The 26,703-nt window shown below is 42.6% G+C and carries 28 protein-coding genes; 15 read left to right on the top strand and 13 right to left on the bottom strand.

The genetic code is table 11. The annotated features are described in order from the left end of the window. The first annotated feature begins 9 nt into the window (after positions 1-9). The 3 genes from ACFSJE_RS10835 to ACFSJE_RS10825 all read left to right on the top strand — a co-directional run bounded on the left by ACFSJE_RS10835 (position 10) and on the right by ACFSJE_RS10825 (position 2,310). A complete protein-coding gene (locus ACFSJE_RS10835) occupies positions 10-399 on the top strand; it encodes a DUF2721 domain-containing protein (protein ID WP_379830991.1) in 390 nt (129 codons plus the stop codon). A gap of 134 nt (positions 400-533) precedes the next feature. Beyond that, positions 534-1,712, top strand: coding sequence for an acetyltransferase domain-containing protein (locus ACFSJE_RS10830; RefSeq protein WP_379830990.1), 1,179 nt, complete (start codon positions 534-536; stop codon positions 1,710-1,712). A gap of 154 nt (positions 1,713-1,866) precedes the next feature. Continuing rightward, the gene (locus tag ACFSJE_RS10825) at positions 1,867-2,310 is read left to right on the top strand and encodes a hypothetical protein (protein WP_379830989.1); all 444 of its coding nucleotides are present in this window, start codon (positions 1,867-1,869) and stop codon (positions 2,308-2,310) included. Here ACFSJE_RS10825 and ACFSJE_RS10820 read toward each other — a convergent pair. Together ACFSJE_RS10820 and ACFSJE_RS10815 are read right to left on the bottom strand one after the other, a co-directional pair. Further along, the gene (locus ACFSJE_RS10820) at positions 2,290-3,249 is read right to left on the bottom strand and encodes a succinylglutamate desuccinylase/aspartoacylase family protein (protein WP_379830988.1); all 960 of its coding nucleotides are present in this window, start codon (positions 3,247-3,249) and stop codon (positions 2,290-2,292) included. The two genes, ACFSJE_RS10825 and ACFSJE_RS10820, sit on opposite strands and share 21 nt — an antisense overlap. After that, positions 3,227-4,117: a RimK family alpha-L-glutamate ligase gene (locus ACFSJE_RS10815; protein WP_379830987.1), complete on the bottom strand. Its 891-nt coding sequence runs from the start codon at positions 4,115-4,117 to the stop codon at positions 3,227-3,229. The genes ACFSJE_RS10820 and ACFSJE_RS10815 overlap by 23 nt, the downstream gene beginning before the upstream one ends. Before the next feature lie 227 nt (positions 4,118-4,344). On the opposite strand from ACFSJE_RS10815, the gene ACFSJE_RS10810 reads away from it, so the two are divergent. The 5 genes from ACFSJE_RS10810 to ACFSJE_RS10790 all read left to right on the top strand — a co-directional run bounded on the left by ACFSJE_RS10810 (position 4,345) and on the right by ACFSJE_RS10790 (position 9,459). Beyond that, positions 4,345-5,013, top strand: a complete 669-nt coding sequence (locus ACFSJE_RS10810; protein ID WP_379830986.1) for a succinate dehydrogenase cytochrome b subunit — start codon at positions 4,345-4,347, stop codon at positions 5,011-5,013. A gap of 2 nt (positions 5,014-5,015) precedes the next feature. Beyond that, on the top strand, positions 5,016-7,019 hold the full coding sequence (locus tag ACFSJE_RS10805) for a fumarate reductase/succinate dehydrogenase flavoprotein subunit (RefSeq protein WP_379830985.1): 2,004 nt from the start codon (positions 5,016-5,018) through the stop codon (positions 7,017-7,019). 6 nt (positions 7,020-7,025) lie between these two features. Next, a complete protein-coding gene (locus tag ACFSJE_RS10800) occupies positions 7,026-7,772 on the top strand; it encodes a succinate dehydrogenase/fumarate reductase iron-sulfur subunit (protein WP_379830984.1) in 747 nt (248 codons plus the stop codon). 69 nt (positions 7,773-7,841) lie between these two features. Further along, complete coding sequence (locus tag ACFSJE_RS10795) at positions 7,842-8,321, top strand: very short patch repair endonuclease (RefSeq protein WP_379830983.1); 480 nt, start codon at positions 7,842-7,844, stop codon at positions 8,319-8,321. Then, positions 8,314-9,459 carry a methionine aminotransferase gene (locus ACFSJE_RS10790; protein ID WP_379830982.1) on the top strand — a complete coding sequence of 382 codons (1,146 nt, stop codon included), beginning with the start codon at positions 8,314-8,316 and terminating at the stop codon, positions 9,457-9,459. Before ACFSJE_RS10795 ends, ACFSJE_RS10790 begins: the two co-directional genes overlap by 8 nt. Positions 9,460-9,470: 11 nt before the next feature. Here the strand turns inward: ACFSJE_RS10790 and ACFSJE_RS10785 are convergent, their stop codons facing one another. Further along, on the bottom strand, positions 9,471-10,175 hold the full coding sequence (locus ACFSJE_RS10785; protein ID WP_379830981.1) for a helix-turn-helix domain-containing protein: 705 nt from the start codon (positions 10,173-10,175) through the stop codon (positions 9,471-9,473). Between the two features lie 146 nt (positions 10,176-10,321). Here ACFSJE_RS10785 and ACFSJE_RS10780 point away from each other — a divergent pair, with 146 nt between their 5' ends. After that, positions 10,322-10,642 carry a hypothetical protein gene (locus tag ACFSJE_RS10780; protein WP_379830980.1) on the top strand — a complete coding sequence of 107 codons (321 nt, stop codon included), beginning with the start codon at positions 10,322-10,324 and terminating at the stop codon, positions 10,640-10,642. On the opposite strand, the gene ACFSJE_RS10775 is transcribed toward ACFSJE_RS10780, so the two are convergent. From ACFSJE_RS10775 to trhO, 8 genes are all read right to left on the bottom strand, one after another. Next, complete coding sequence (locus ACFSJE_RS10775) at positions 10,631-11,146, bottom strand: GNAT family N-acetyltransferase (RefSeq protein ID WP_379830979.1); 516 nt, start codon at positions 11,144-11,146, stop codon at positions 10,631-10,633. The genes ACFSJE_RS10780 and ACFSJE_RS10775 overlap by 12 nt on opposite strands. A 323-nt stretch (positions 11,147-11,469) precedes the next feature. Continuing rightward, on the bottom strand, positions 11,470-12,123 hold the full coding sequence (locus ACFSJE_RS10770) for a CoA transferase subunit B (RefSeq protein ID WP_379830978.1): 654 nt from the start codon (positions 12,121-12,123) through the stop codon (positions 11,470-11,472). 37 nt (positions 12,124-12,160) lie between these two features. Continuing rightward, a complete protein-coding gene (locus ACFSJE_RS10765) occupies positions 12,161-12,517 on the bottom strand; it encodes a four helix bundle protein (protein ID WP_379830977.1) in 357 nt (118 codons plus the stop codon). Positions 12,518-12,527: 10 nt separating this feature from the next. After that, positions 12,528-13,235, bottom strand: coding sequence for a CoA transferase subunit A (locus ACFSJE_RS10760; protein WP_379830976.1), 708 nt, complete (start codon positions 13,233-13,235; stop codon positions 12,528-12,530). Positions 13,236-13,332: 97 nt separating this feature from the next. Continuing rightward, positions 13,333-15,672 (bottom strand): penicillin-binding protein 1A, encoded by a 2,340-nt coding sequence (locus ACFSJE_RS10755; RefSeq protein ID WP_379830975.1) that lies wholly within the window; start codon positions 15,670-15,672, stop codon positions 13,333-13,335. A 5-nt stretch (positions 15,673-15,677) separates the two neighbouring features. Then, positions 15,678-16,163, bottom strand: a complete 486-nt coding sequence (locus ACFSJE_RS10750) for a gliding motility lipoprotein GldH (protein WP_379830974.1) — start codon at positions 16,161-16,163, stop codon at positions 15,678-15,680. After that, positions 16,153-17,313 (bottom strand): PSP1 domain-containing protein, encoded by a 1,161-nt coding sequence (locus tag ACFSJE_RS10745; RefSeq protein ID WP_379830973.1) that lies wholly within the window; start codon positions 17,311-17,313, stop codon positions 16,153-16,155. The genes ACFSJE_RS10750 and ACFSJE_RS10745 overlap by 11 nt, the downstream gene beginning before the upstream one ends. Positions 17,314-17,416: 103 nt before the next feature. Further along, positions 17,417-18,448: an oxygen-dependent tRNA uridine(34) hydroxylase TrhO gene (trhO, locus tag ACFSJE_RS10740; protein WP_379830972.1), complete on the bottom strand. Its 1,032-nt coding sequence runs from the start codon at positions 18,446-18,448 to the stop codon at positions 17,417-17,419. A 281-nt stretch (positions 18,449-18,729) separates the two neighbouring features. Between trhO and recA the strand changes: the two genes are divergently transcribed. The 5 genes from recA to ACFSJE_RS10715 all read left to right on the top strand — a co-directional run bounded on the left by recA (position 18,730) and on the right by ACFSJE_RS10715 (position 23,709). Then, positions 18,730-19,737, top strand: a complete 1,008-nt coding sequence (gene recA / locus ACFSJE_RS10735) for a recombinase RecA (protein WP_379830971.1) — start codon at positions 18,730-18,732, stop codon at positions 19,735-19,737. A 95-nt stretch (positions 19,738-19,832) separates the two neighbouring features. Continuing rightward, positions 19,833-20,276 carry a hypothetical protein gene (locus tag ACFSJE_RS10730; RefSeq protein WP_379830970.1) on the top strand — a complete coding sequence of 148 codons (444 nt, stop codon included), beginning with the start codon at positions 19,833-19,835 and terminating at the stop codon, positions 20,274-20,276. A gap of 28 nt (positions 20,277-20,304) precedes the next feature. Next, on the top strand, positions 20,305-20,835 hold the full coding sequence (locus ACFSJE_RS10725) for an RNA polymerase sigma factor (RefSeq protein WP_379830969.1): 531 nt from the start codon (positions 20,305-20,307) through the stop codon (positions 20,833-20,835). 11 nt (positions 20,836-20,846) lie between these two features. Then, entirely contained in the window at positions 20,847-22,358 is a 1,512-nt protein-coding gene (locus tag ACFSJE_RS10720; protein WP_379830968.1) for a hypothetical protein, read from the top strand. Between the two features lie 181 nt (positions 22,359-22,539). Beyond that, positions 22,540-23,709 (top strand): histidine kinase, encoded by a 1,170-nt coding sequence (locus ACFSJE_RS10715; protein WP_379830967.1) that lies wholly within the window; start codon positions 22,540-22,542, stop codon positions 23,707-23,709. Here ACFSJE_RS10715 and ACFSJE_RS10710 read toward each other — a convergent pair. Beyond that, positions 23,699-24,433, bottom strand: a complete 735-nt coding sequence (locus ACFSJE_RS10710) for a lysophospholipid acyltransferase family protein (RefSeq protein ID WP_379830966.1) — start codon at positions 24,431-24,433, stop codon at positions 23,699-23,701. The genes ACFSJE_RS10715 and ACFSJE_RS10710 overlap by 11 nt on opposite strands. A gap of 134 nt (positions 24,434-24,567) precedes the next feature. Between ACFSJE_RS10710 and trpS the strand changes: the two genes are divergently transcribed. Continuing rightward, positions 24,568-25,536 carry a tryptophan--tRNA ligase gene (trpS, locus tag ACFSJE_RS10705; protein ID WP_379830965.1) on the top strand — a complete coding sequence of 323 codons (969 nt, stop codon included), beginning with the start codon at positions 24,568-24,570 and terminating at the stop codon, positions 25,534-25,536. 25 nt (positions 25,537-25,561) lie between these two features. Here the strand turns inward: trpS and dprA are convergent, their stop codons facing one another. Continuing rightward, the gene (gene dprA / locus ACFSJE_RS10700) at positions 25,562-26,668 is read right to left on the bottom strand and encodes a DNA-processing protein DprA (protein WP_379830964.1); all 1,107 of its coding nucleotides are present in this window, start codon (positions 26,666-26,668) and stop codon (positions 25,562-25,564) included. Positions 26,669-26,703 lie beyond the last annotated feature (35 nt).

Genomic DNA, 26,703 nt, shown 5'->3' with positions numbered 1-26,703 from the left:
GAAAAAAGCATGCAACTCAGCCTAAGTATCCCTGCACTTTTGTTCCCAGCCATTTCGCTTACCATGTTGGCCTACAATGCCAGATATTTGGCCATCGCGGCACTTATTCGTCAGTTGCACAAACAGTTTGAGGAAACCTCGGCCCAGCCCCTAAAACAGCAAATTCAACTACTACGTAGAAGATTGGGTATCATTAAAAACATGCAGGCCACAGCTATCATCAGTTTTTTGTTGGCCGCTATCACCATGTTTTTGATTTATGTGGAACTCGACCTTTGGGCGCATGTAATTTTCGGTGTTAGTTTAGGGTTCTTGGTCATCTCTTTGATACTTTCTTTATCGGAAGTGCAACTTTCCACCAAAGCGTTGGGGATCCAGTTAAAGAATATGGAAAAGTGACCCCACAATTGGGTGAATTTGAACTTTCAAAAAATAGCGCAATTTTCGGGTCGGTTTGTCCATAGGATTGTTGTACTTTAACCTCTGCAAACTTCACTTTTTCAGGGAGTTATTATTCAACAACAACCAACCTTATGAAATCTGACCGCAAAAACCGAATTAAATCCATTGACCTCCTCCGCGGAGTTGTTATGGTGATTATGGCCTTGGACCACGTCCGGGATTATTTCCATTATGATGCGTACTTTTTTGATCCCACCGATATGGGGCAAAGCAATGTTGCCTTATTCTGGACCCGCTTTGTGACCCATTTTTGTGCTCCTGTTTTTGTTTTTCTTGCTGGGACTTCTGCCTTTTTTGTAGGCCAACGATTGGATAAAAAAGCATTGTCCATTTGGTTGCTGAAACGTGGACTTTGGTTGGTCGTTGCCGAATTGACCATTATTAAGCTGGCATGGATGTTCAAGTTGGATTACACCACGATACTCTTACAAGTTATTTGGGTCTTGGGGCTATGTATGATTTTCTTGGCAGGATTTATCCATCTTCCCAAAAAATTAATGATTGCCTTGGCCTTTGTTGTGATTTTTGGCCATAATCTTTTGGACCCAATTGCTCCGACCGATTCGGTGGCCTCAGGCTTTTGGACCTTTTTGCATGTCTTCAATGTCATTGATATGGGAAGCGTTCAGGTTTTTGTAGGCTACCCATTGATTCCTTGGATTTTTGTGATGCCTTTGGGCTACTATTTTGGGGAGCTGTACAAACCTTCGTATGATTCAAAACTTAGAATAAAACGCCTGTTCCAACTTGGATTTGGGCTAACATTGCTGTTTTTTGCATTAAGGACACTCAATGTCTATGGGGACCCTTACACATGGGCCGAACAAGATTCATTTGGTATGACCATTGCCTCCTATTTCAATGTGACCAAGTACCCGCCATCCCTACTCTACTTGCTGATAACTTTGGGGCCGTCTATTATTTTTTTAGCCTTGGTGGAAAATGTGCAAAACCAATGGACCGAAAAATTGGTAGTCATTGGCCGCGTTCCCATGTTTTTTTATATCCTCCATATTTACGTTATTCACGCTTTGGCCGTTGTAGCCGCGCTTGCTACCGGATTTAGTTTTTCGGATATGGTCATAGATTTATGGGTTACCCTTCAACCGCAATTACAGGGCTATGGTTTTGGTCTTTGGATGGTGTACCTCATCTGGATTTTACTGACCATAGCTTTATACCCCATTTGTAAATGGTACAATGACTACAAGACCGAAAACCGACAAAAGTGGTGGTTGAGTTATTTATGAATAAATTTTCCAACTCCTATTTTCCAAAGTTCCAAAATGCACATCAATTGAAAAACCCTATCCACCAATGCGCCTTGGGTGTTCATAAAAGTTTTTGAAGAGTCTTCAAGGGATTCCTTAATTTTACGGTGCTGTACTGATCAGCTCATTTGCTATGAAACAAACCGTTAGGGAAATAGACTATTTTAAAAACATTCGGGAAATTAGGGAATGTGATTTTGGCGTGTTCTATTTTTTTGATGGATTGGTCATTTCAGAAATTAAGGAAGGGGTGGTCTTTAATTGGTCCATGGCCAAAAAAATCATCAACATTGCCTATGACATTATTGGCAAGGACAAGCCCATTGCATACATCTCCAACCGAATCCATAACTATTCCGTTGTTCCCACGGATTGGTTGAAATTCTACAAAAACAGGCACCAGCTCGAATTCTACTCCGTAGTGGCCTATAACAAGGGTGGACTTTCCAGTATTGTTTTGGAAAAAATGTTTTTCAGGGAAAACATCAGGCAATTCTCCGACCTTGAAACGGCCATTAAATGGAGCATTTCCAAAATCAGCGATAAAGAGTTTGGGTTAACGCCCTATGTGGAATAGCGCATCCCCTTGATTTACCACGGCTTGGTGATTGATACAAATGACGTGTCCGTCAAATGGAGCCTTGACTTTTTTGTTCTTTTTGGAAAAAGTGTCCGTTGTCATGCCCAAAATCTGCCCTTTTTTTACAGCCTCGCCATTGGAAATTTGAGGAATGAACATCCCTGCCCTTGCAGCCCGAATCCAGCGGGTAGATTCTAGATGAATTGAAGGTTGCTGTTTTTGCTTTGGTCCTTTGGGTACCATTCCCAAAAATCGGAACACATTTTCCACCCCCTGTATACCAATGGTAATGGCTTTTTCATCAAATCGCATGCTTTCACCAGATTCATAGACCATGGTGGGAATACCCATCTTAAAGGTGGTTTTTCGAAAAGAGCCTCCAATCAATTTGGACGAAAACCGAAAGGGCGCGTTGAATGCCTTTGCCAACTCTTCGCTTTTTACATCTCCAAAAGTGTATCTAGCTTGTGGGTGGTTATGCCGCTGGCTTCCGCCTGTGTGCAGGTCGATGCCAAAATCGACTTGGGGCAAAATCTGTTCTGTGTAGGTATGTGCTATCCTGCTGGCCAACGAACCAGTCTTTCTACCTGGAAAGCTTCGGTTGACGTCCTTGCCGTCCGGCACATCCCGTGAAAAATGAATGAATCCGAATATATTTAGGATGGGTACCACGATCACCGCACCTTTTTTGATTGCAAAACGGCCTTCCTGAAGCATCCGCCGCAACGTTTCCACTCCGTTGATTTCATCGCCATGCAATCCGGCCTGCACCAAAACTGTGGGGCCTGCTTTTTTTGCATTGAAAACGTGTACGGGAATATCAATCAATGTGCCTGTGGGCAGCCGGGCAATGTGCAGTTGCACCAACTTGTTTTCTCCAGGTGCAATGGTTTCACCATTTATGGTTAGGGTCTTATTTTCGTTTTCTTCCAGCATTTTTCTCCACAAATTGAATAATATGTTTGGCTACATTCACCTGGGTTGCGGCTTCTATTCCCTTTAGTCCCGGCGAGGCATTTACCTCAATCAAAAGTGGGCCCTTTTTGGAACGGATTAGGTCTACCCCCGCCACCCCAAGTCCTAAATATTTGGTGGCATTCAATGCAATGTACTTCTCTTTCGGTGTCAATTGAACAGGTTCTGTTTCCGCTCCACGGTGCACATTGGACCGAAAATCGTCAATTTCGCTGGTCCGTTTCATACTGGCCACCACTTTGTTTCCCACAACAATGATCCTGAGGTCTTCGCCATTGGCTTCCTCAATATATTCCTGCAAAAGGATGCTGGTATTCATATTGTACAGCGTATCGATAATGGATTTGGCCGATTTTTTACTCTCCGCCAACATTACGCCTTTGCCTTGGGTGCCTTCTTGCAATTTAATAATGACCGGTCCGCCTCCCAAAAGCCTGATCTGCTCTTCAACATTATGGGGATTGATAGAAAATACGGTCTCGGGAATAGGAATTCCTTTTCTGGCCATGATCTGCAAGGTGCGAACCTTGTTTCGGGCCCTTGTGATACCCAAGGATCGTGCTGTGCTGAAGATGTGGTTCATCTCAAATTGCTTTACAATGGCCGCACCGTGTTTGGTAACAGTGGTGCCAATACGGGGAATAATGGCATCAAACTCATGGGTGATGTCCTCATCATCCAAATAAATTTGAGGACTGTCACCTCCAAGTTTTACGGAACATTTGGTGTGGTCTATCATTTCCACATAATGACCTGCATCTTGGGCTTCCTGCGCTATCCTTCTGGTGGAATGTACGTTAAGGCTAACAGAGAGGATTGCAATATCCATGGTGTTGGGTTGGTTAAAAACAGTGGTAATATCGGGCAAAAATCCCAAAATGGTCCAGTATTGGTCTTAATTTAAAGTTTCATTTCACGGACATCTTATTGAAATCAAAGCTTTTCATTAAACTTACTTCCTATCTGCTTAAAATCAGTCTAAATAACTGGTTTTACAATGTTGAAAGCTTGTTAAAACCTTAACCGTGCCGTAAATTTGTCAGAAAACCAGCACTAATGAGTGGATTGATAAAATCTTCAATTGCCCGCAAAGTGGTAATGGCGCTTTCGGGTCTTTTTTTGGTTGTTTTTCTCACACAACATTTTACCATTAACATTACTTCGGTCATAGATCCGGAAACTTTTAACTCTTGGTCTCATTTTATGGGATACAACCCTTTGGTACAATTTGTACTGCAGCCTATTTTGATTGCCGGGGTCATTATTCATTTTGTAATGGGTTTTGCGCTTGAGATTCAGAACAATAAAGCTCGAGGGGGTAGTTATGTGAAGTACAAGGGCAGTGCCAATGCGCCTTGGGTGTCTCGAAACATGATCTATTCCGGATTGGTGGTGCTCGCTTTCTTGGCGTTGCACTTTTATGATTTCTGGGTGCATGAGATGGCCTACAAATACATTGAGGTTTCCCCAGAAGACCCAACCCGGTACTATCATGAAACTGTAGAAAAATTTGAACCGTTCTGGAGAACAATTCTTTACGTAGTGGCCTTTGTATTGCTAAGCCTTCACTTATGGCATGGCTTTGCATCCTCATTCCAGACCATGGGATGGAACAACAAATACACACCAGCAGTAAAGACGTTCACTAAACTATTTTCGGTGATTATTCCGTTGGGCTTTGCCTTCATCGCTTTGTATCACCACCTTAACCCAATAACACATTAAGTATGGGCATATTGGATTCAAAAGTTCCATCTGGGCCACTGGCCGATAAATGGACCAAACATAAGAACGACATTAATCTTGTAAACCCCGCCAACAAACGGAACATAGATATTATTGTTGTGGGAACTGGATTGGCCGGAGGTGCCGCAGCAGCCACTTTGGCCGAGTTGGGCTACAACGTAAAGACGTTCTGCTATCAAGATTCTCCCCGAAGAGCGCACTCCATTGCCGCACAGGGAGGTATCAATGCCGCTAAGAATTATCAAGGGGATGGGGACAGTAACTACCGTCTTTTCTATGATACCATCAAAGGAGGGGATTATCGCTCCCGTGAAGCCAACGTGTATCGTTTGGCCGAAGTATCTGGAAACATTATTGACCAATGCGTAGCACAAGGAGTTCCTTTTGCCCGTGAATATGGAGGTATGTTGGACAACCGTTCCTTTGGAGGGGTATTGGTTTCAAGAACCTTTTATGCAAAAGGACAGACCGGACAGCAATTGTTGTTGGGTGCTTATGCTGCCATGAACCGTCAAATCAATCGAGGTAAGATTCAATCGTTTACCCGCCATGAAATGATGGATTTGGTTTTGGTGGATGGAAAAGCTCGTGGAATCATCGCAAGAAACTTGGTTACCGGTGAGTTGGAACGACACAGCGGCCACGCGGTTGTATTGGCAACTGGTGGTTATGGAAACGTGTTCTTCCTATCAACCAACGCTATGGGAAGTAATGTAATGGCCGCATGGCGTGCCCACCGAAAAGGGGCATTCTTTGCCAACCCATGTTTTACTCAAATCCACCCAACCTGTATTCCGGTTTCTGGAGACCATCAATCTAAATTGACATTGATGTCAGAGTCGCTTCGGAATGATGGCCGTATTTGGGTGCCCAAGAAAATGGAAGATGCCATCGCCATCCGTGAAGGAAAATTGAAACCGACCCAACTTGCTGAGGAAGACCGTGACTATTATTTGGAGCGAAGATATCCTGCCTTTGGAAACCTAGTGCCCCGTGATGTGGCCTCTAGAGCGGCCAAAGAGCGTTGCGATGCTGGCTTTGGGGTAAACAAAACCGGTGAAGCAGTGTACTTGGATTTTGCATCAGCCATTAAACGATACGGAAAAGAAAAAGCCTTGACCTCTGGTATTAAGGATGCAGATGAGGCTACCATTATAAAACTGGGTGAGGAAGTTATCGAAGCCAAGTATGGAAACCTCTTCCAGATGTATGAAAAAATTGTGGATGAGAATCCATACAAAACCCCAATGAAAATCTATCCTGCGGTGCACTATACCATGGGTGGACTTTGGGTGGATTATAACCTTCAAACAACTATCCCTGGTTGCTATGCTGCCGGTGAGGCCAACTTTAGCGACCACGGAGCCAACCGCTTGGGCGCTTCTGCCTTGATGCAAGGTCTGGCTGATGGGTATTTTGTACTACCATACACCATCGGAGATTATTTGTCTAAGGACATTAGAACCGGGAAAATCCCAACGGATTCCGCAGCATTTGATGAAGCTGAAAAACAGGTTCAGGAGCGCATGGAAAAATTGATGTCCGGCACTGGAATCCATTCTGTGGATTACTATCACAAAAAACTGGGCAAGATCATGTGGAACAAATGTGGTATGGCCCGGAATGAGAAAGAACTAAAAGAAGCCATCAAGGAGATTTCCGAGTTGCGTAAGGACTTCTGGGAGAATGTAAAAGTCACCGGAACCATCAATTCCAAAAACCAAGAATTGGAAAAAGCAGGTCGTGTGGCCGACTTCTTGGAGTTGGGTGAGTTATTCGCGAAGGATGCACTACACCGTAACGAATCGTGCGGTGGTCATTTCCGCGAAGAGTACCAGACCGAAGAAGGGGAAGCACTCCGTGATGACAAAAACTTTAAATATGTGGCCGCTTGGGAATACAAAGGCGAGCCTAAAGATGCCGAATTACATAAAGAAGATTTGGTTTATGAAAACATTGAACTGAAGACACGATCCTACAAATAAGAAGCTATGAAATTATATCTAAAAATATGGCGTCAAAAAGACGCATCTTCACCAGGTAAAATAGTTGATTATACCCTTGATGGTGTAGAAGGTGATATGTCTTTCTTGGAAATGCTGGACATCCTTAACGAAGAGTTGGTTTCCAAAGGAGAAGAGCCTGTGGAGTTTGATCACGACTGTAGAGAGGGTATCTGCGGGACCTGTTCCCTTCAAATTAATGGCGAACCACACGGACCAGATAGATTGGTAACCACTTGTCAATTGCACATGCGCAAATTCAATGATGGCGATACCATCGTCATTGAGCCTTTTAAAGCAAAAGCGTTCCCTGTCATCAAAGATTTGATCGTGGATCGAAGCGCTTTTGACCGCATCCAACAAGCTGGAGGTTATATTTCTGTAAATACTTCAGGAAACACGGTTGATGCCAATGCCATTCCAATCAATAAGCATGATGCCGATACGGCTATGGATGCTGCAACCTGCATTGGTTGTGGTGCATGTGTAGCTGCTTGTAAAAATGCCAGTGCCATGTTGTTCACCTCAGCCAAAGTTTCACAATTTGCTTTGTTACCGCAAGGTCGAATTGAAGCCGTTGAGCGCGTTCAGAACATGGTACGCCAAATGGATTTGGAAGGATTTGGAAACTGCACCAATACTGGAGCTTGTGAGGTGGAGTGTCCTAAAGGCATTTCATTGACCAACATTGCCCGAATGAACCGAGAGTATCTATCTGCTTCGTTGAAGGGATAGACAACATAACATTTCAATATACAAAACCCAAATTCCAGAAGGAGTTTGGGTTTTTTGTTATCTTACCGTATGCCCAAAAAGTATCCCAAAGAACGCATTAAAGTGCCTCGATTTAATGAGGAAAGTGGTTTCTATACCACACCAGAGCGTTCCAAGATTATGGGAAAAATTCGGGGCAAGAACACCAAACCCGAATTAGCTTTTCGGAAAGCGTTGTGGCAAGCCGGGTATCGCTATCGCATCGATTATAAAAAGCTCATCGGGAAGCCCGACATCGCCCTAAAAAAATACAAGACCGTCATCTTTATTGACGGAGAGTTCTGGCACGGCTATAATTGGGAGGAACGCAAACATAAAATTAAAAGTAACCGAGAATTCTGGATTGCAAAGATTGAACGTAACATTCAACGCGACGAAGAGGTAAATGAAGTCTTGGAAGAACAGGGCTACACCGTATTTCGGTTCTGGGAGACCGAAGTAAAAAAGGACTTGGAACACTGCTTACAAAAAGTACTGAACGTATTAAACGAACATGACGTCAATGATTGAACCTTCATCTAAACTGCCTCATGTGGGCACCACCATTTTTACTACCATTGGCCAACTGGCCCGTGAACATGATGCCATCAATCTATCTCAAGGGTTTCCCAATTTTGACCCAGACCCGGCGTTGCTTGAGCTTGTGAGCGAAGCTTTTAAAAAGAGCCACAATCAATATGCGCCCATGCAGGGGGTGCTTTCCCTTCGGGAAGCCATTTCGGAGAAAATTGAGCGTTTGCATGGCCGCTATTATCATCCCGAATCTGAAATCACGGTTACCGCAGGGGCGACACAGGCCATTTTCACCACGATAGCCGCCTTTGTTCGTCAAAACGATGAGGTGATTGTTATAGAACCAGCATTTGATTGCTACGAACCGGCCATATCCCTTTTTGGAGGTAAAATTGTTCCGTTGCCTCTTGAAGGAAACGATTTTAAGATGAATTGGAGTGCTTTTAAATCGGCCATAAGTCCAAAGACCAAAATGGTCATCATCAACACGCCGCATAATCCTACGGGCACCATTTGGTCCGAAAGTGATATGCTTCAGCTTCAAGAAATATTACGGGATACCAATATCATCTTATTGAGCGATGAGGTATATGAGCATATTGTTTTTGATGGGAAAGCGCATGAGAGCGCATCCAAATATCCAGATTTGGCCACTCGAAGCTTCATCTGTTGCTCATTTGGAAAAACATTTCATGCCACAGGATGGAAAGTGGGGTATTGTGCAGCCCCAAAATCGTTGATGCTGGAGTTTCAAAAAGTGCATCAGTTCAATGTCTTTTCGGTAAACCATGCCATGCAAGTTGCGCTGGCCGAATATTTAAAAGACCCTCAACATTATGTAAACCTTGGTGCATTTTATCAGGAGAAACGAGATTCGTTCTTAACTGCCATCAAGGATTCCCGATTCAAAATGATTCCTTCAGGCGGAACGTATTTTCAATTGTTGGAGTATTCCGATATCACGGACGAAAAGGACACCGCTTTTGCCGAACATTTGATCAAGGAACATCAACTTGCAAGTATTCCTGTTTCCGTATTTTGCACAGGGCCCTATGACAAAAAGTTCTTACGGTTTTGTTTCGCGAAAACCGATGCTGTTTTAGAAAAAGCCTCAGAAATCTTGAATTCAATTTGAAGGTTGGAGGTTTACAGTTGTTTTTTCACAATCTTAAAAATCTGAAGCACCTCATTCAAAGGCAAATCAAAATCCTGAAACTCGGGTGAAGTATTCAAATTATGACACTGTAACGCTTCTTTTTCTTTGGAATACCCTGTAAGCTGTTTACAGATGATTCGTTCCTTACAAACCAAAACATAGGATTTGTTCCAAAGGGTTTCATCATCCTTGGCAAAAGATTCTGTCTTTAGGCCCAATCCCAGGACGAAGGCTTTATTGGGAATGGCATTTAGCGATTCATCATTCATGGAATCCCCCGATACCTCAAAAATACGGTGGGGTTCCTTCACTAGAAAATCAATGACAAATGCCGATTGAAAAGGCACCCTTCCTTCATGCTTCTCTATACTTTCAATATATTTTTTGTGCCATTCCACCAATACCAATGGTGCCATCACCAAATATTTGCCATGATCTAAGGGATAAAAAACGCTTCCATGTTTTGTGAAGGGCTGTTCTTTGGTATAGGATTCGCCCATATCGTTCACCTCTTGCAGATACATTTCCGCAATGGTCATGTCAAAGTAATGGGCAATCTTGGTGAGATTTTTAATGGGAATGTTGGCATTCTTGCGCTCGTAAAGCTGTATGGTACGCAGGCTGACCCCAATTTCTTTACCCAATTCCGATTGGCTGATATCTTTTTTACGCCTTAACTGCTTAATTATATACATATATTCAGTATATTGTGTAATATTGTTACGCAATATGCACTAGCCGCAGCGATTCCGCCACTTTTCTGTAATTGGGTTACAAGCCAAATATAGAAAATACGATCAGACCCCAATAAAATAATTAGTAATCCACTAAAACTATTGAGATGGGATCTATTAAAAATCTTGCCTTGGTCATTAACAGTGACGACATGTTTTCCAAAGAAGACTTTGGCAAACCAATCAGTGAGCGGCTTTCCGAAACGTTGCGAAGAAATGTTTCCAAAGACGATTATGCCAACATTGCCATTCGGTGTAATGTGAGCTTTTCAACCATTCGGGATGTAGTGTACCGCACCAATAGCCTTACCAAGACCAATGCTCAGGCAATTTCGTTGTTGATTCATGCCGCATTTGAAAACTCTATTGGTTACAAGCTGCGTTCGGAAGGGGATATTTTGTTTTTGGAGAGTTTTTTAAAGGTCTAACCGAAGCAACCAATCGGTCTGTTTATCGTTGCCAATGTAATAGGGATGCTCCCCGAATTTTTGGAAGCCGTGTCTTTGGTAAAAACGTATGGCTTTGGGATTGTGCTCCCAAACCCCTAGCCAGAGGTAGTCTTTTTTCAGCCTTTTGCTCAAATTTAAAATTTCAGTGAGCATTTCGGAGCCAATTTTCTTCCCTTGATATGCTTGCGTGACATAAATCCGCTCCAGTTCAATGGCATTCTCTTCATGCACATCGGTCTGGGCACTTTCTTTATTTAATTTGAAGTAGCCCACCAGGGTCTCGGAGTCAAACACAAAATAAAAAATGGAATCGGGGTTCTTCAGTTCTGTTCCCAATCTTTCAGGACTGAATGCCTTTTGAAGGTATTCTTGGAAATCGGACGGGTCATTGTCCTTCTCAAAAGCGGCGATAAATGTGTCTTTGGAAATCTTCACCAAAGCATCCAAATCAGAGATTTTACATTGCCGAAAATTCAGTTCCATGATGGCCTTTTCCCAAATGTATCGCAAAAAAAAGAGCCAAACAAAACTGTTGGCTCCAAGATTTTCAGGGGGAAAATATACTGGTCTAAAGCATAAAAAGCTTCTTGATCAATAACATAAATCCTGTAAAGAAATCGTTTCGGTACACTTGAACGGTCTCGTCCATTGTGGTGTGGTTTAATTTGGCTGCCATGGTATTACTTTATTGGTTGTTAATTTGGGATAAAAATTCGATATAACCAAATATAAACTCGATGAATGGCAAATTAAAACTTATGTTGTGTAATGGTTTTATTTTGTTGTAAAAAAACGGTTGGTATTTGCTAAATCTTCATTTCGGGTATCTCTCCCTCCACAATCAGGTTTCCTTCGGTAGCCTTCTCAATTTCCTCAACACTAATTCCCGGCGCTCTTTCCAATAGTTTGAAGCCTTTGGAAGTGACCTCCAAAACGGCCAGATTAGTCACAATCTTTTTTACGCATCCAACACCCGTCAAAGGCAACGTGCATCTTTTAAGCAATTTTGACTCCCCGGCCCTATTGGTATGCATCATGGCAACGATGATGTTCTCGGCGGATGCTACCAAATCCATGGCTCCGCCCATTCCTTTGACCATTTTACCAGGAATCTTCCAATTGGCGATGTCGCCGTTCTCTGCCACTTCCATAGCACCCAAGATGGTGAGGTCCACGTGTTTGCCCCTTATCATCCCAAAACTAAGGGCGGAGTCAAAAAAAGAAGCTCCAGGCAAGGTGGTTATGGTCTGTTTTCCTGCATTGATGATATCGGCGTCCTCTTCGCCTTCGTATGGGAAAGGTCCCATGCCGAGCACTCCGTTTTCACTTTGAAATTCCACACTGATATCGTCCCGAACAAAATTGGCCACCAAGGTGGGAATGCCTATTCCCAAATTGACGTAGTATCCATCCTTGACCTCTTTTGCGATTCGCTTTGCAATTCCTTCTTTATCCAACATATAAATAATGGTATAATGCTTTTAATGTATCAATAAATCAATTTTTGAGATTTCTCTTGCTCGTACTTACAATCTTGTACATGATTAATCCCAACTCATTCGCACCATCCTTTAAACTGGTTTTAAAAGGATAGCTTTCTGCCCTTTCACAAAGAGTCAACCAATACTTTACTTCTTCAAGTTCTTTTAAGGCTATTTTTACTTTGTGAATAAAATCCGCTCTGCTTTCCGCATTTTGTGCTTCATGAATATTAGCACCTATACTTGTTCCCGATTTTAGTAGCTGATTGGCAACCACAAATTTCCGTTCACTTTCTAGGGTTTCACAAAAATCAATTATTCTCAAGGCAAAATCTACGGATTTGGTAACGATTACATTTTCCCTTTTTATCATTAATTCATTATTACATTGATTTCATTCTACGAACGGTTCGTTGTTCAATTCGTTTTTCATACTTCTCACCTTGGAAAATGCGCTGCACAAATATTCCGGGGATATGAATCTCATTGGGGTCCAAACTTCCGGCTGGAAGGAGTTCCTCCACCTCAGCCACCGTAATCTTCGCGGCCCCGCACATACACGGGTTAAAATTGCGTGCCGTTCCTTTAAAAATCAAATTGCCGGCTTCGTCCCCTTTCCATGCTTTTACAAAGGAGAAATCAGCTTTAAAAGCCGGCTCCAACACGTACATTTTACCATCAAACTCTCGGGTTTCTTTTCCCTCGGCCACTTCAGTTCCGTAACCTGCAGGAGTGTAAAAAGCAGGGAAACCTGCTTGGGCTGCCCTGCATTTTTCAGCCAACGTGCCTTGGGGTGTCAGCTCTACCTCCAGTTCACCACTCAACATTTGACGTTCAAACTCGTCGTTCTCCCCAACATAGGAAGATATCATTTTCTTAATCTGATGCTTTTGTAAGAGCAGGCCAAGACCAAAATCGTCCACACCTGCATTATTTGAGATACAGGTGATGTCCTTGATTCCCAATTTGACCAATTCAGCAATAGCGTTCTCTGGGATGCCGCAGAGGCCAAATCCACCAAGCATAAACGTCATTCCATCTTGCACGCCTTTTAAGGCTTCTGAAACATCCGAAACTTTTTTGTTAATCATTATGTGCTTTTTTCCAATTGCTTGAAATTACGATTTAAATAAAAAAGCCCCAAGACATTTCATGCTTGGGGCTGCTATTTTTATAGATGTGGTTGGACTAAAAATCGATGTCCTCCAAATCGTCTTCCGTATCCAAATCATCTTGTTCTTCTTGTGTCTGCTTGGAACAATCTAGATTTATAGACATTTCTTCCGGTTCTTCAAAAGCATCTTTAGATACGCCAATTTCTTCGTTGGCATAGTTCTTTTTCATGTAGAGGGCCCAAATAGGCAGTGCCATGGTTGCTCCTTGTCCATAGAGAAGACGATTAAAGTGGATGGACCGCTCTTCTCCACCTACCCATACACCAGTGACCAAATTGGGCACCATTCCCATAAACCAACCATCACTTTGGTTTTGAGTTGTACCTGTTTTTCCAGCAATGGGATTGTTTAATTCGTATGGGTATCCTGTCATTACTTCCTTGTACATGGTTTGGTTTTTACCATACGTGTGTCGTAAACGTCCACCTGAACCGTATTGAGTAACTCCTTCCATCAAATTGACCATGGCATAGGCCACATCTTTGCTCAGAACGTCTTTGGTTTCTGGTGTGTACTCGTAGAGTACAGTTCCATTTTTATCTTCAATACGGGTCACCATTACCGGTTTTACATAGACTCCCTGGTTGGCAAAGGTTCCGTAGGCTCCTACCATTTCATAAATATTGATATCCAAGGTCCCCAAGGCAATGGATGGCACCTCTGGGATATCTTTAGTGATTCCCATATTTCTTGCAATGGAGACTACAGAGCCAGGCCCTACCCTATCGATCAATTGGGCCGTAATGGTATTTACCGAATTGGCCAATGCACTTTTCAATGTCATATCATCACCAGAATATGTCCCATCTGAATTTTTTGGACACCAGGCCTCCATGTTTCCATGCTTTCCGGGTTCAATACAATATTGGTTATCTGGTAAGGTATAACAAGGTGAATATCGTAACTGATCTATGGCTGCAGCATATACAAAAGGCTTAAAGGTGGATCCAGCCTGTCTTGCTCCTTGATAAACCTGATCATATTGAAAATGTTTGTAGTCGATTCCACCAACCCACGCCTTTACATGCCCAGTTTGAGGCTCCATGGACATCATGGCCGTCCGTAGAAAAGTCTTGTAATAGCGAATGGAATCCATAGGTGTCATGACTGTATCCTTTTCATAGGAATCGCTGTTCCAATCAAAAACGGTCATCTCGGCCTTTTTATGGAATGTGGCCTCTATGTCTTTTTCGGACAATCCTTCGCGTTTTAATTGTCGCCATCTTGGGGAAGCTTTCATGGCACGTTCCATAATTGTGTCAATGGCACCCTTGCTCAAATCCAAAAATGGTGCTGTTGGGTTCCGCTGTGGAGTATTTTGATTGAAAAACTCTGCCTGCAGATTTTTCATATGTTCTTGCACAGCTTCCTCGGCATTACGTTGCATTCTTGAGTCGACCGTGGTATAGACCTTCAATCCATCCAAATAGATGTTCCATTGTTCACCATCTGGTTTTGGATTGTCCTTTACCCAACCATTTAACCAGCGCTGAAGATACATTCTAAAATAAGTTGCCAATCCTTCTCGGTGTGATTCTGGGCTATAATTGAGTTTCATTTCCAGTTTCTGCAACGAATCTTTCACCTCTTCTGTGATGTAACCATATTTAGCCATTTGGCCCAAAACAGTATTCCTCCTGTTTTTGGTTCCAACTGGGTTTCTATTGGGCCTTGGGTTGTACAACGAAGAATTCTTGAACATTCCCACCAACATAGCGGATTCTTCCGTCCGTAGTTCGTAGGGTTCTTTTCCAAAATAAATTCGGGATGCAGAACGAATACCATCAGCATTGTTTCCAAAATCATAGATATTGAAATACATCGCCATAATTTCTTCTTTGGTGTAGTTGCGCTCCAATCGAGTGGCAATGACCCATTCCTTAACTTTTTGAAGAATGGCATTGGTGGTACTTTCCCTATCTCTTACACCAATAAAAAGCTGCCTTGCCAATTGTTGAGATATAGTACTGGCTCCTCCTTTTGTGCCCAAAAAGGCCAGCGCTCTTGCAAATCCTCTGGCATCAATTCCGGAGTGATCATAATATCTTGCATCTTCTGTGGCAACTAGGGCGTCAATCAAATTTTGTGGCAGGGTGTCATAATCAACCCAAGTCCGGTTGTCATCCAAATAAAGTTTTCCCAAAGTCTGTCCATCTGAAGAAAGAAATTCCGTGGCCAAATTGGTCTCTGGATTTTCCAAACGTTCAAAGGTGGGCATTTCACCAAAAGCACCCCATGATGCCAAAAGGAAAATTAATATGACCACTAGAACTCCTGAACCAAAAAGTATCCAGAACCACTTAATAAACTTGAAATAACCTTGCTGTTGTTTCTTTTGAACCTTCTTTGCCATTACTATTATGGGATACTTTTTTCAATTTCCAAACCTACGTCCGTAATACCATCCAGAATATAAACGCCTTCAACATCACCATTCTTGCGCATGGCATGTGAAATGCTCACTTTATATACGCCTGAATCTGGAAAAACGACGTTTTCCTGAAACCAAAGTTTGTTTTCCTTGACACTACCCAGGCCTTTGCCCAGCCATTCGCCGGTCGGTTGTGCCATTCTATACTCCAATGTATCCTTTAAGGTATTTCCATCGGGGGCTTCAAACTCGGTGATCAAAAATAGATTGCTGAACGGGAAGGTATCATCGTTTCTTATGTTGATGAACATATTGTAGGGGGTGATGGTGTCCATCCCGGAAAATTCAAAGTTCACCACCTTTTCAATCTCCCATTTGCCTTCTTTCAGCGGCTCATATTCTGAATACACCAAGTGATCGTTGCATGACCAGAACAGGGTCACAATTAGAAGGAAAGGTAGGCTATTTCGCATTGGAGGATGCTTTAGATTTGGACTTCCTGCGTTTTTTGTTTCTTCGTTTCTTGTTTTTTGGCCTATCAAAACGGGTTAGGCTGTCTTGACCCACCACATTTTCAAAAGCCATTTTTTCATCGCTTACATTGTCCGCTGCATATTCCTCCAGACTGTCGATTTTTTCATTTTTCTGGTTGAGCTCCAAAATTTCCAGTACTTGTTCTTTACTTAATGCATGCCATGTAGCGGGGTCATCTTTGTAGGAAAACCATAAGGTTTCTTTAAAAATATCTGCTTTTTGGCAAAAGGCCAATCCCTTTTTGGTCAACAGCTTACTGTCTTGAGGAGGAAAATCCTTCAACGCTTCCAGATACATATCCAGTTCATAGTTGAGACAGCATTTGAGCTTGCCACACTGTCCAGCCAATTTCTGGGGATTCAACGCCAATTGCTGATATCTGGCGGAAGCTGTGCTTACGGACCTGAAATCGGTCAACCAGGTAGAACAGCACAATTCCCTTCCGCAGGAACCTATTCCACCCAAACGCTGAGCTTCTTGCCGATACCCGATTTGGCGCATTTCAATCCGGATACTAAAGGCCTTGGCCATATCCTTGATCAATTGCCTAAAGTCCACCCGGTCTTCGGCGGTATAATAAAATGTAGCCTTGGAGCCGTCCCCCTGAAATTCAACATCACTGAGTTTCATTTCAAGTTTTAGGGCGATGGCGATTTCACGAGATCTCTTTTTGATTTCTTCTTCTTTATCCCGACATTTTTGCCAAATGTCAATATCACGCTGAGTTGCCTTTCGGTAGATTTTTGGAAGGGAACTGTCATCCGGAGACTCCTTTTTCCGCTTCATCTGTACCCGAACCAATTCGCCGGTAAGGGTTACCATGCCCACATCGTGACCGGATTTGGCCTGTGTGGCCACCACATCACCAATGGACAATGGAAGATTGTCCACATTTCTGTAAAATTCCTTTCTACTATTCTTGAAACGTACCTCAACACAGTCAAAAGGTTTTTGACCGTTGGGCAACGACATATTGGAAAGCCAATCAAAGACCGTTAGCTTGTTACAACCATCAGTGCCGCAAGTCCCATTGTTCTTGCAACCACGCGGTTGTCCATCCTTCCCGGTTGAACAACTGCTACACGCCATATTTAATATCTTGATTTAAGGAACTACTGAAATATTTCCTTAAAAAGGGTTCATAAAAATTACTAATTGTAAATATAGTATAATTTACGGGGGTATTGAAATGCTACTTCTTGTATTTCAACACAGGGGAGCGACCTTTTTTAAAAATCTTGTTGCTGGCCCCCTTTCCTTTTCGCAATTCTTTTTGCTCTTCATACGGTAATCCATGGATTTCCTGGCACTCCGTGGAGCAACAATTATCCATGGCGGCTGCGCATTCCGCACATTGAATAAACAACAAATGGCACGCTTCGTTGGCACAGTTCACATGTGTGTCGCAAGGCTTTCCACATTGATGACAATGGGAAATGACATCCTCAGAAATGCGCTCACCTCTTCTGTGATCAAAAACAAAGTTTTTTCCTAGAAATTTGTTTTCGAGATTTTGGGCACGCACTTGTCGGGTATACTCAATAATACCCCCTTCCAATTGGTATACATTTTTGAAACCCTTGTGCTTGTAGTAAGCACTGGCTTTTTCACAACGGATGCCCCCGGTGCAGTACATGACCAATTTTTTATCCTCCTTGTGCTCTGACAAATCCTGCTCAATGATGTCCAAAGAATCCCGGAACGTGTCCACATCTGGAGTTATGGCATTTTTAAAATGACCAATCTCACTTTCGTAGTGGTTTCGCATATCCACCAAAACCGTGTCGGGGTCTTCAATAAGTTCGTTGAACTGTTCGGCTCCCACATGGATTCCCTTGTTGGTGACATCAAAAGTGTTGTCATTAAGACCGTCGGCCACAATTTTATCCCTTACCTTCACTTTAAGCTTCAAGAAGGATTTATTGTCCTGCTCAATGGCGATGTTCAATCGAACGTTTTCCAAAAAGGAAATGCTGTCCAAATGGCTCTTAAAGGCATTAAAATTTTCAGCGGGCACGGAAAGCTGTGCATTCACGCCCTCAAAGGCGACATAGATCCGGCCGAGAACGTCCATTTCATCCCAAGTCAAAAAAAGATGGTTTCGTAAAATTTGGGGATTCCCAATGTGTGCATATTTATAGAAAGAGATGGTAAGCCGATCTTGACCGGCTTCCTCAATAAGTTTTTCCCTTTCCTTTGCACTTAGTGTATTGTACAGTTGCATGCTATACCAATATTTAAGTTACAGAATGGTTTTTTGTAAAAACTGGTGCAAAGATAAAAATTCCTGATAGGTAAAATGAAAAAGGGCCTCTATTGTAAGAAGCCCTTAAACCACTTTAAACTTTTTCACAGCTGTATTTTCCCCACTTCCTTGAACGAGCTGAGTACAGCTCTATGGATATTGAGTTAGTACCCCTTAGATTCAATGCTTATAAAAAGGTTGCGTGGCTTTTGCCGTATGTGGAAAGAAATGGTAATTTAGCCTTCCTAATTCTATAAACCATGAGCAACGAGAAAGAAGCAAAATTAAAAGCCCTCAAACTAACGCTGGACAAATTGGACAAGACCTATGGCAAAGGTGCTGTCATGAAAATGGGTGATAGTGTTGTGGAAGATATTGAGGCGATACCTTCTGGATCGTTGGGATTGGACATTGCACTCGGCGTGGGCGGATACCCTCGTGGGCGTGTGATTGAAATTTATGGCCCCGAATCTTCCGGTAAGACCACATTGACGCTTCATGCCATTGCCGAAGCACAAAAAGCAGGTGGCATTGCGGCTTTCATTGATGCGGAACATGCTTTTGACCGTTTCTACGCGCAAAAATTGGGGGTAGACATCGATAACCTCATCATCTCGCAACCCGACCATGGGGAACAGGCTTTAGAAATTGCTGACAACCTTATTCGTTCCGGTGCTATTGATATTGTTATTGTGGATTCAGTTGCCGCCCTTACCCCTAAAAGTGAAATTGAAGGAGAAATGGGAGATTCAAAGGTGGGTCTTCATGCCCGTTTGATGTCCCAAGCGCTCAGAAAATTGACTTCAACCATCAGCAAAACAAAATGTACCGTAATATTCATCAACCAGTTACGTGAAAAGATTGGTGTCATGTTTGGAAACCCAGAAACCACCACTGGTGGTAATGCGTTGAAATTCTATTCTTCCGTACGGTTGGATATTAGACGTTCCACCCAAATAAAGGACACTGACGGTGATGTACAGGGGAACAAGACCCGTGTAAAAGTGGTAAAGAACAAAGTGGCCCCACCTTTTAAAACCGCGGAATTCGATATTATGTATGGTGAAGGTATTTCCAAGGTTGGGGAAATCCTCGATTTGGGCGTTGCCTATGAAATTGTGAAGAAAAGTGGTTCTTGGTTCAGTTATGGCGATACCAAACTGGGACAGGGTAGAGATGCCGTAAAAGCCTTATTATTAGACAATCCCGAGCTTGCCGAAGAATTGGAAAGCAAAATCAAAGAGGCCATTTCTACAGTAAAGGCGTAAGTTGACCCCATTTTTTGGTCGTTTAACTTTTGCTTGTGAAAATCCTACGCAACCCTTGCCTATACTGCACATCTAGGGAATAAAAAAGGATTTTTATGACAAGAAAGTTGTTGATGCCCCTAGTTTTTCTTGTGGCAGTTTTTTCGTTCAGTTCGTGTGAGCTGGATGATGACACCCCAAATTTTTATTTTACCTCATTGGCCGTCGTGGATGTAGATATGCCCGAGTCCTTTGAACTCAACGAAACCTACGATATTGATGTGACCTATGTAAGGAATGATGGTTGTACTTACTTTGAAGGGTTTGATGTGATAAAAACCGCACAGACCGAACGCGAAGTACTTGTAGTTGGGTCTAGATTGACCGATAACGACATTACATGTACCCAAGCCGTTGAAGAAGTTATTGCCACCATGCAGTTTAAAGTAATCTTTACAGGGGAATATCATTTTAAATTTTATGCTGGCAGGGACGAAAATGACGCGGCCGTCTATCTGGAATATGATGTTCCAGTGGTAGGCGAAGCCACAACAAACTAGACATCAATAATCCAAAATTGACCAACATTTGGATCTTGAAGAGCTGATAGAAAACTGTAAAAAGGGAGAAAGGCGGGCACAAGCCGAATTATACCGGAGATATTCCGGTATTCTTTTCGGTATGTGTCTCAAGTATTCCAAGAACAAAACGGAGGCTGAAGACAACCTCCATGACAGTTTTATGACCATTTTCAGCAAAATTGACCAGTACAGTTTTCAAGGTTCCTTTGAAGGTTGGATCAAGCGGATCACGGTAAATACCGTATTGCAGAAATACCGAAAGGAACAACACCTCAATGTAGTTTCAGAAAATATTGGAGAAGAAGCCGAGGTGGATACCGAGGGGACTGATATAAGTCTATCTACCCTCTTGGGGTACATTCAAGAGTTACCAAATAAATACCGGCTAACCTTCAACCTTTATGTGTTGGACGGGTATAGCCATAAGGAAATAAGTGAGATGTTGGGGACATCCACGGGAACCTCCAAGTCCAATTTGGCACGGGCCAAAATGATTTTGAGGGAAAAAATAGAAAAAGAGAAAATAAACATTGCTTAAAGAACTTAACGATGGGGAAAAAGAATTTAGAGCAATTGTTCAAGGAGACCTTTGAAGGGTTTCAGGAAGTTCCGGATGAAAGGGTCTGGAACTCCATTGAAGCTTCCTTGGACAAGAAGAAACAGAAAAAACGCGTTGTTCCACTTTGGTGGCAGCTTGGTGGTGTGGCCGCACTGTTGGCAGTGCTGTTCTATGTTTTCAATCCGTTTGAAAACACACAAGACCGGAATGAGATCATCATTACCGATACGGAAACCCAGGTTGATTCAACAACTAAAGACGAACCATCGGGCGGCAGTAAGGAACAAATTGACCCAGCTACCATAAACAATGGTGCCGAAGGGTTAGTGGAATCTTCTTCTAAAACAGAAGCAGATGAAAATCAAAGTGCAGCGGGTCATATCAATTCCAACCAAAGTCTTGGCTCGAAACAACAAGTTGCCGAAAATGACAATTTTGGGAAAAATATAGGCAAGGATCAAGATGCGGTTTCTTTGTCCCAAAACACAAGGGAGTCCAACGCTTTGGCGATGTCTAATAAAAATGCGGAAGGGCATAAGGCCACATCCAACCAAAAAAGGAACAGTATTGACAATGCCACTTCTGAAAGTGATAAAGCCATTGCCCAAGACAACTCTCGGGACAAGAACCTTCAAACTATGACCGAGGCTAAAAATGAAGAGGCAATTGCCCAAAATGAGGAGCAAAAAATAGAAGATGGAAAGAAATCCATTTATGATGCCATTCGGGAGCAGGAGGAAGAAACAATCATTGCTGACAATACCGCCGCTGGCAAATGGTCTGTTGGCCCATCCGTGGCACCCGTATATTTCAGTGCCGCAGGAAAAGGCTCCCCCATTCATTCCGATTTCTCCTCCAACTCAAAATCAGGTAACCTTAATTTAAGCTACGGTCTTTCGGTGGCTTATGAAGTTGGTAAAAAATTAAAAATCAAGTCCGGGGTACATCGGGTAAACTATGGTTACGATACCAATGATGTGTTGTTTTCCTCTTCGGCAAGATCGGCCGCCAGCGACAAGTTGGAAAACATCAATTACAGTCAAAAATCAGAGACGCTTATTGTCCAAAGTAAAAACAGTCTCCCGAACAGCATTCCAACGGATGCCTTTTTGGAGCTTGCTTCCAACGAAATCCCCGTATTGGATGGAAAAATGGTACAGCAACTGGGCTATATTGAGGTGCCGGTTGAGTTAAATTATTCGGTGATTGACCGAAAATTTGGGGTTGACCTCATTGGGGGTGTAAGTTCCCTATTCCTTGTGGAAAATTCCGTATTGGTGGAGTCTGAAGGTTTGGTCACCGAAGTGGGTGAGGCCACCAACGCCAATGATGTAAACTTCAGTGCCAATTTTGGAATGGGACTCAATTATGATTTCTCTCCAAAAGTAGAGCTTAGTGTAGAACCTGTTTTTAAATATCAAATGAATACGTTTTCTAAAACTGCAGGCCAATTCCAGCCATTTTCCGTTGGAATCTATAGTGGTATTAGCTTTAAGTTTTAGAAGTTGACAATGTTGGTTAGGAAGATTGCCCCTTTAGGCAATCACTTTAGCGCCCTGTTCCTGAAATAGGGCGTTTTCTTTTTATGCCTATTCATCCCAATCCTATGACAATCAACTAATAAGGGGAACAAGGTATCACAAAAATTATTATTTTACCGTTTCTATAGCAAATGGTATCACTTTGAAAAACAGTCAGTTCGAAGATATTCTTATCTATTTCTCAAAGTCGCTTTTGGGAAAGGAAAATGAGACCGAAATACTGTGGGACTTAGCCAAAAACTGTATTTCAAAATTAGATTTTGTGGACTGCGTTGTCTACCTCATCGATTATGAAAACAACCTATTGCTACAAAAAGCAGCCTACGGACCTAAAAACCCAAAGGATGAAACCCTTTACAACCCAGTGGAAATTTCTATTGGTGAAGGAATAACAGGTTATGTGGCGCGCACTGGTGTTCCAGAAATCATTGAAAACACTTCCAAAGACCCCAGATATATTAGGGATGATGAGACCCGACTCTCCGAAATCTGTGTACCCATCAGTTATGAAAATACAATTTATGGGGTTATTGATTGTGAACATCCTACCGCAGGATTTTTTACGACCCATCACCTTAAAATGCTCACTGCCATTGCATCCATATGTGCCATAAAAATCCATAACGTAAGGGCCACCAAAGCGCTATTGGATGAGCAAAGCACACTTTACAAAATAAAGGAAGAAATATTGGCGCTAAAGCTGAAAATGCTCAATTCGCAACTAAACCCGCATTTTGTTTTCAATTCGTTGAACGCCATTCAATATTTTGTGGCTTCGGAGGAAAAGGTATTGGCGCTGGATTACTTGTCCACCTTCAGTAAGCTTATTCGGTTCTATCTGAAAAATATTGAACATGACACAGTGGTACTTTCCGACGAAATTGAAATGCTACGCGGTTATCTAAAACTTCAAAAGTTTAGATATGATAATTCTTTTGAATATTTCATCCATACCGATGCCAGTGAACAACCACTGAAGGATGCCATAATTCCTTCCTTTGTCATCCAGACCTTTTTTGAGAATATCATTGAAAAAGCCATGTACAATATGGAAAAGGACCATGTATTCCATGTTAATTTCTCTGTAACAGAAAGGCTGGTAACGCTGGAACTTCAACATACACGGCAAAGTACAGGCTCAAATATTACCAATCAACCGGAATATCGGGAGGGCATTTTAAAATGGCAAGATCATATCCGGCTCTTAAATACCGTTAAAAATTACAAGATTACTTCGGAAATATCCATCACTGATGACAATACGCTTTACGAGGGTATCATTACTATCACGTTTCCAAATCTTAATGAGTGAGTTCCTTTAAAATAACCTCTCGAACCTCCTCACGAAGTGTAGATTTGTCCTCTTCGCCCAATATGCCGGTTTCAAAGAAATGGTGGACTTTGGCCCTTATCCTGCCGGGGCCTCCACTGAAAAATGTAAACGGAAATCGCTTTTTGTTGTCGTAAAAGGTAATCGGCACAATGGGGATTTTATGGGCAATGGCCATTTTAAAGGCACCATCCTTGAACTCATCCAGAACAATAGCTTCATCTGGAACACCTCCTTCGGGAAAAATACAAATGCTCAACCCTTGGTCCAGCCTTCGTTGGGCCCTTCTGTACACTCCAGTCCGGCTTCGAATACTGTCCCTATCCACCATAATGCAGACCCGCTTGTAGAAAAATCCAAAAACGGGAATCTTCTCCAGCTCTTTTTTTCCGACAAAGACAAAAGGGTTTCGACTCACCAAAAGCATCAACATAATGTCCAACATACTAGCATGGTTGGCCACCAACATGTAGCTTTTTCCTTTTTCCAAACGTTGTTCCCTTTCAATTTTCGGAAAGCACCCCATGCCGTACAATATGGGTCGAGCCCAAAAATTACGAGCCATCCAAAAAAATTGTGGATAGGTTTGTTCCGAAAACGTCAGCAGCAAAAGAATAGGAAAAAATACAAGAATGGGAATGGCCACAAGCAGATAAAACCAAACCCGGTACACAACCTGACCAATTCTTTTTAAGATGTGCAGCATGTGCTAAAAATAGCCTTTTTGGACGGTATTGAAAACAAAGAACTTCCTTCCTTCGACCAATGGCTTAAAAGTAGCCATTTCAACTTCTTTTTTTATAGCCCATGGATGCGTACTTTTACGGGCAAAAATTAAGCATGGCCCGAATTCTGACCGGAATACAAAGTACAGGTGTACCCCATTTAGGGAATATATTGGGAGCGATCCAACCTGCCATTGAAATGGCGCAAGACCCTAAAAACGATTCGTTTCTCTTTATTGCGGATATGCATTCCCTTACCCAGATTAAGGATGGGAAACTCTTGCGAAACAATACACATGCTATTGCAGCGGCTTGGTTGGCCTTTGGCTTGGATATCGATAAAACGGTTTTTTACAGACAAAGTGATATCCCGCTAACGGCTGAATTAGCTTGGTACCTTTGTTGCTTTTTTCCATACCAACGATTGACTTTGGCTCACTCCTTTAAAGATAAAGCGGACCGTTTGGAGGATGTGAATGCAGGAATATTTACCTACCCTATGCTTATGGCGGCAGATATTTTATTGTATGATGCCAATATTGTTCCCGTAGGGAAGGACCAGTTGCAACACTTGGAGATGACCCGTGATGTTGCTTCACGTTTTCATAACCAAATGGGCGAAACCTTTGTAATGCCAGAAGCCAAAGTACATGAACAGACCATGTACGTCCCTGGCACCGATGGCGAAAAAATGAGCAAGAGTCGCGGTAACCTCATCAATATTTTTCAGCCAGATAAATCATTAAGGAAACAAATCATGGGTATTGTTACGGACAGCACTCCCATGGAAGCTCCTAAAGACCCCACCAACGACAACGTATTTGCTCTATACAAGCTTTTGGCCTCCCCTGAACAGATTGAAGAGATGAGTGCCAATTATTTGGCCGGAAATTATGGCTATGGACACGCAAAACAAGCTTTATACGAAGTGATTTTGAACAAGTTTGAAGAGCCTCGGGAAAAGTTTGAATACTACATGAATCACTTGAACGAAGTAGATGAAGCCCTTGCCATTGGTGCCGAAAAAGCCAAAAAAGTGGCCAATGGAGTGTTGGAACGGGTCCGGGAGAAATTGGGGTATTGATTGTTATTTGTTCATTGTTTGTTGTTCAAATCGCTTCAAACAGTTTACCGGGCAATGGTCGGATCACGCCTTTCATTTCCATGCCCAATAATGTGGAAGATGTTTTAAAAATGGGCAGATTACACGCTAAAGCCACGGTGTCCAGTACCTGTTTTCCGTTCAACTGCAGGTAGGAGTAGATTGACTGTTCTGTTTCATCCAACTCGATGAACAGCTGCTTTTGCACAGCAGATTCGTCCTTTTTTTCCTCCAAATCCCATCCCAAGAGGTAAATCAACTCTGCGGCAGAGGTCAATAAGTGGGCCTTTTGTTGTTTAATGAGGTCATTGCATCCCTTGCTAAACTTATCCGAATACCTTCCCGGTACGGCAAACACCTCTCGATTGTATACATTGGCCAAATCTGCGGTGACCAAACTACCCCCTTTTTCCGCGGACTCCACCACAAGGGTTGCCTCACTGATTCCCGCTATGATTCGGTTACGTTTTAAGAAGTTTTCTCTATCCGGGTTGCTGCTGCTCCAAAATTCAGAGATGAATCCGCCTTTTTGCTCCATTTTGGAGGCGTATTTTTTATGAGCCTTCGGATAAATTTGATTCAAGCCATGCGCCAGGCACCCGATAGTTTGGAGTCCGCGGTCCATTGCCGCTTTTTGGATGGTAATGTCCACTCCATAGGCAAAACCACTTACAATAATGGGGTCCAGTGGAGCAATTTCCTCAATAAATGCTTCACAGAACGCACTACCATAGTTGGTTATGTTCCGAGTGCCCACGACGCTAATGATGCGTTTTTGGTTTAGATTGATGTCTCCCCGCTGAAACAACAAAATGGGTGCATCCATGCAATGTTTTAGGTAATGGGGATAATCTTCATCCATAAAATAGGATGGGGAAATGCCTTCTTTGGCTATAAATTCATATTCCGCCTCGGCTTCATCCAAGTGTGAAGCATCAAATAGGCCATTCAAGGTGAAGGTGCCAACACCATCAATTTTTAAAAGGTGTTGCATCTTGTCCTCAAAAACGGCTGTTGGACTACCACAATGTGCAATTAATTTTTTGGCCGTAACATCGCCAATATTTGGGATGGCCTGCAAGCGCAGGGCCGCAATAATTTCAGGTTCAGTCATTTGATTTGGGCGTCAAAGTTGTCCACAAAATACAG

The sequence above is a fragment of the Flagellimonas iocasae genome (assembly GCF_042682725.1).
Classification (GTDB): domain Bacteria; phylum Bacteroidota; class Bacteroidia; order Flavobacteriales; family Flavobacteriaceae; genus Flagellimonas; species Flagellimonas iocasae.
The sequence above is the reverse complement of the archived record's forward strand: the minus strand, read 5'-3'. Positions and strand labels throughout refer to the sequence as shown.

Excerpts from the sequence above, each read along its gene's own strand:
- ACFSJE_RS10750 (WP_379830974.1), bottom strand. The coding sequence starts at position 16,163 with ATGCGAAATAGCCTACCTTTCCTTCTAATTGTGACCCTGTTCTGGTCA.
- ACFSJE_RS10785 (WP_379830981.1), bottom strand. The coding sequence starts at position 10,175 with ATGTATATAATTAAGCAGTTAAGGCGTAAAAAAGATATCAGCCAATCG.
- ACFSJE_RS10770 (WP_379830978.1), bottom strand. The coding sequence starts at position 12,123 with ATGTTGGATAAAGAAGGAATTGCAAAGCGAATCGCAAAAGAGGTCAAG.
- ACFSJE_RS10805 (WP_379830985.1), top strand. The coding sequence starts at position 5,016 with ATGGGCATATTGGATTCAAAAGTTCCATCTGGGCCACTGGCCGATAAA.
- ACFSJE_RS10745 (WP_379830973.1), bottom strand. The coding sequence starts at position 17,313 with ATGGCGTGTAGCAGTTGTTCAACCGGGAAGGATGGACAACCGCGTGGT.
- ACFSJE_RS10835 (WP_379830991.1), top strand. The coding sequence starts at position 10 with ATGCAACTCAGCCTAAGTATCCCTGCACTTTTGTTCCCAGCCATTTCG.
- ACFSJE_RS10800 (WP_379830984.1), top strand. The coding sequence starts at position 7,026 with ATGAAATTATATCTAAAAATATGGCGTCAAAAAGACGCATCTTCACCA.
- ACFSJE_RS10760 (WP_379830976.1), bottom strand. The coding sequence starts at position 13,235 with ATGATTAACAAAAAAGTTTCGGATGTTTCAGAAGCCTTAAAAGGCGTG.
- ACFSJE_RS10795 (WP_379830983.1), top strand. The coding sequence starts at position 7,842 with ATGCCCAAAAAGTATCCCAAAGAACGCATTAAAGTGCCTCGATTTAAT.
- dprA (WP_379830964.1), bottom strand. The coding sequence starts at position 26,668 with ATGACTGAACCTGAAATTATTGCGGCCCTGCGCTTGCAGGCCATCCCA.
- trpS (WP_379830965.1), top strand. The coding sequence starts at position 24,568 with ATGGCCCGAATTCTGACCGGAATACAAAGTACAGGTGTACCCCATTTA.
- ACFSJE_RS10825 (WP_379830989.1), top strand. The coding sequence starts at position 1,867 with ATGAAACAAACCGTTAGGGAAATAGACTATTTTAAAAACATTCGGGAA.
- ACFSJE_RS10815 (WP_379830987.1), bottom strand. The coding sequence starts at position 4,117 with ATGGATATTGCAATCCTCTCTGTTAGCCTTAACGTACATTCCACCAGA.
- ACFSJE_RS10755 (WP_379830975.1), bottom strand. The coding sequence starts at position 15,672 with ATGGCAAAGAAGGTTCAAAAGAAACAACAGCAAGGTTATTTCAAGTTT.
- ACFSJE_RS10710 (WP_379830966.1), bottom strand. The coding sequence starts at position 24,433 with ATGCTGCACATCTTAAAAAGAATTGGTCAGGTTGTGTACCGGGTTTGG.
- trhO (WP_379830972.1), bottom strand. The coding sequence starts at position 18,448 with ATGCAACTGTACAATACACTAAGTGCAAAGGAAAGGGAAAAACTTATT.
- recA (WP_379830971.1), top strand. The coding sequence starts at position 18,730 with ATGAGCAACGAGAAAGAAGCAAAATTAAAAGCCCTCAAACTAACGCTG.
- ACFSJE_RS10830 (WP_379830990.1), top strand. The coding sequence starts at position 534 with ATGAAATCTGACCGCAAAAACCGAATTAAATCCATTGACCTCCTCCGC.
- ACFSJE_RS10810 (WP_379830986.1), top strand. The coding sequence starts at position 4,345 with ATGAGTGGATTGATAAAATCTTCAATTGCCCGCAAAGTGGTAATGGCG.
- ACFSJE_RS10790 (WP_379830982.1), top strand. The coding sequence starts at position 8,314 with ATGATTGAACCTTCATCTAAACTGCCTCATGTGGGCACCACCATTTTT.
- ACFSJE_RS10730 (WP_379830970.1), top strand. The coding sequence starts at position 19,833 with ATGACAAGAAAGTTGTTGATGCCCCTAGTTTTTCTTGTGGCAGTTTTT.
- ACFSJE_RS10765 (WP_379830977.1), bottom strand. The coding sequence starts at position 12,517 with ATGATAAAAAGGGAAAATGTAATCGTTACCAAATCCGTAGATTTTGCC.
- ACFSJE_RS10820 (WP_379830988.1), bottom strand. The coding sequence starts at position 3,249 with ATGCTGGAAGAAAACGAAAATAAGACCCTAACCATAAATGGTGAAACC.
- ACFSJE_RS10775 (WP_379830979.1), bottom strand. The coding sequence starts at position 11,146 with ATGGAACTGAATTTTCGGCAATGTAAAATCTCTGATTTGGATGCTTTG.
- ACFSJE_RS10780 (WP_379830980.1), top strand. The coding sequence starts at position 10,322 with ATGGGATCTATTAAAAATCTTGCCTTGGTCATTAACAGTGACGACATG.
- ACFSJE_RS10720 (WP_379830968.1), top strand. The coding sequence starts at position 20,847 with ATGGGGAAAAAGAATTTAGAGCAATTGTTCAAGGAGACCTTTGAAGGG.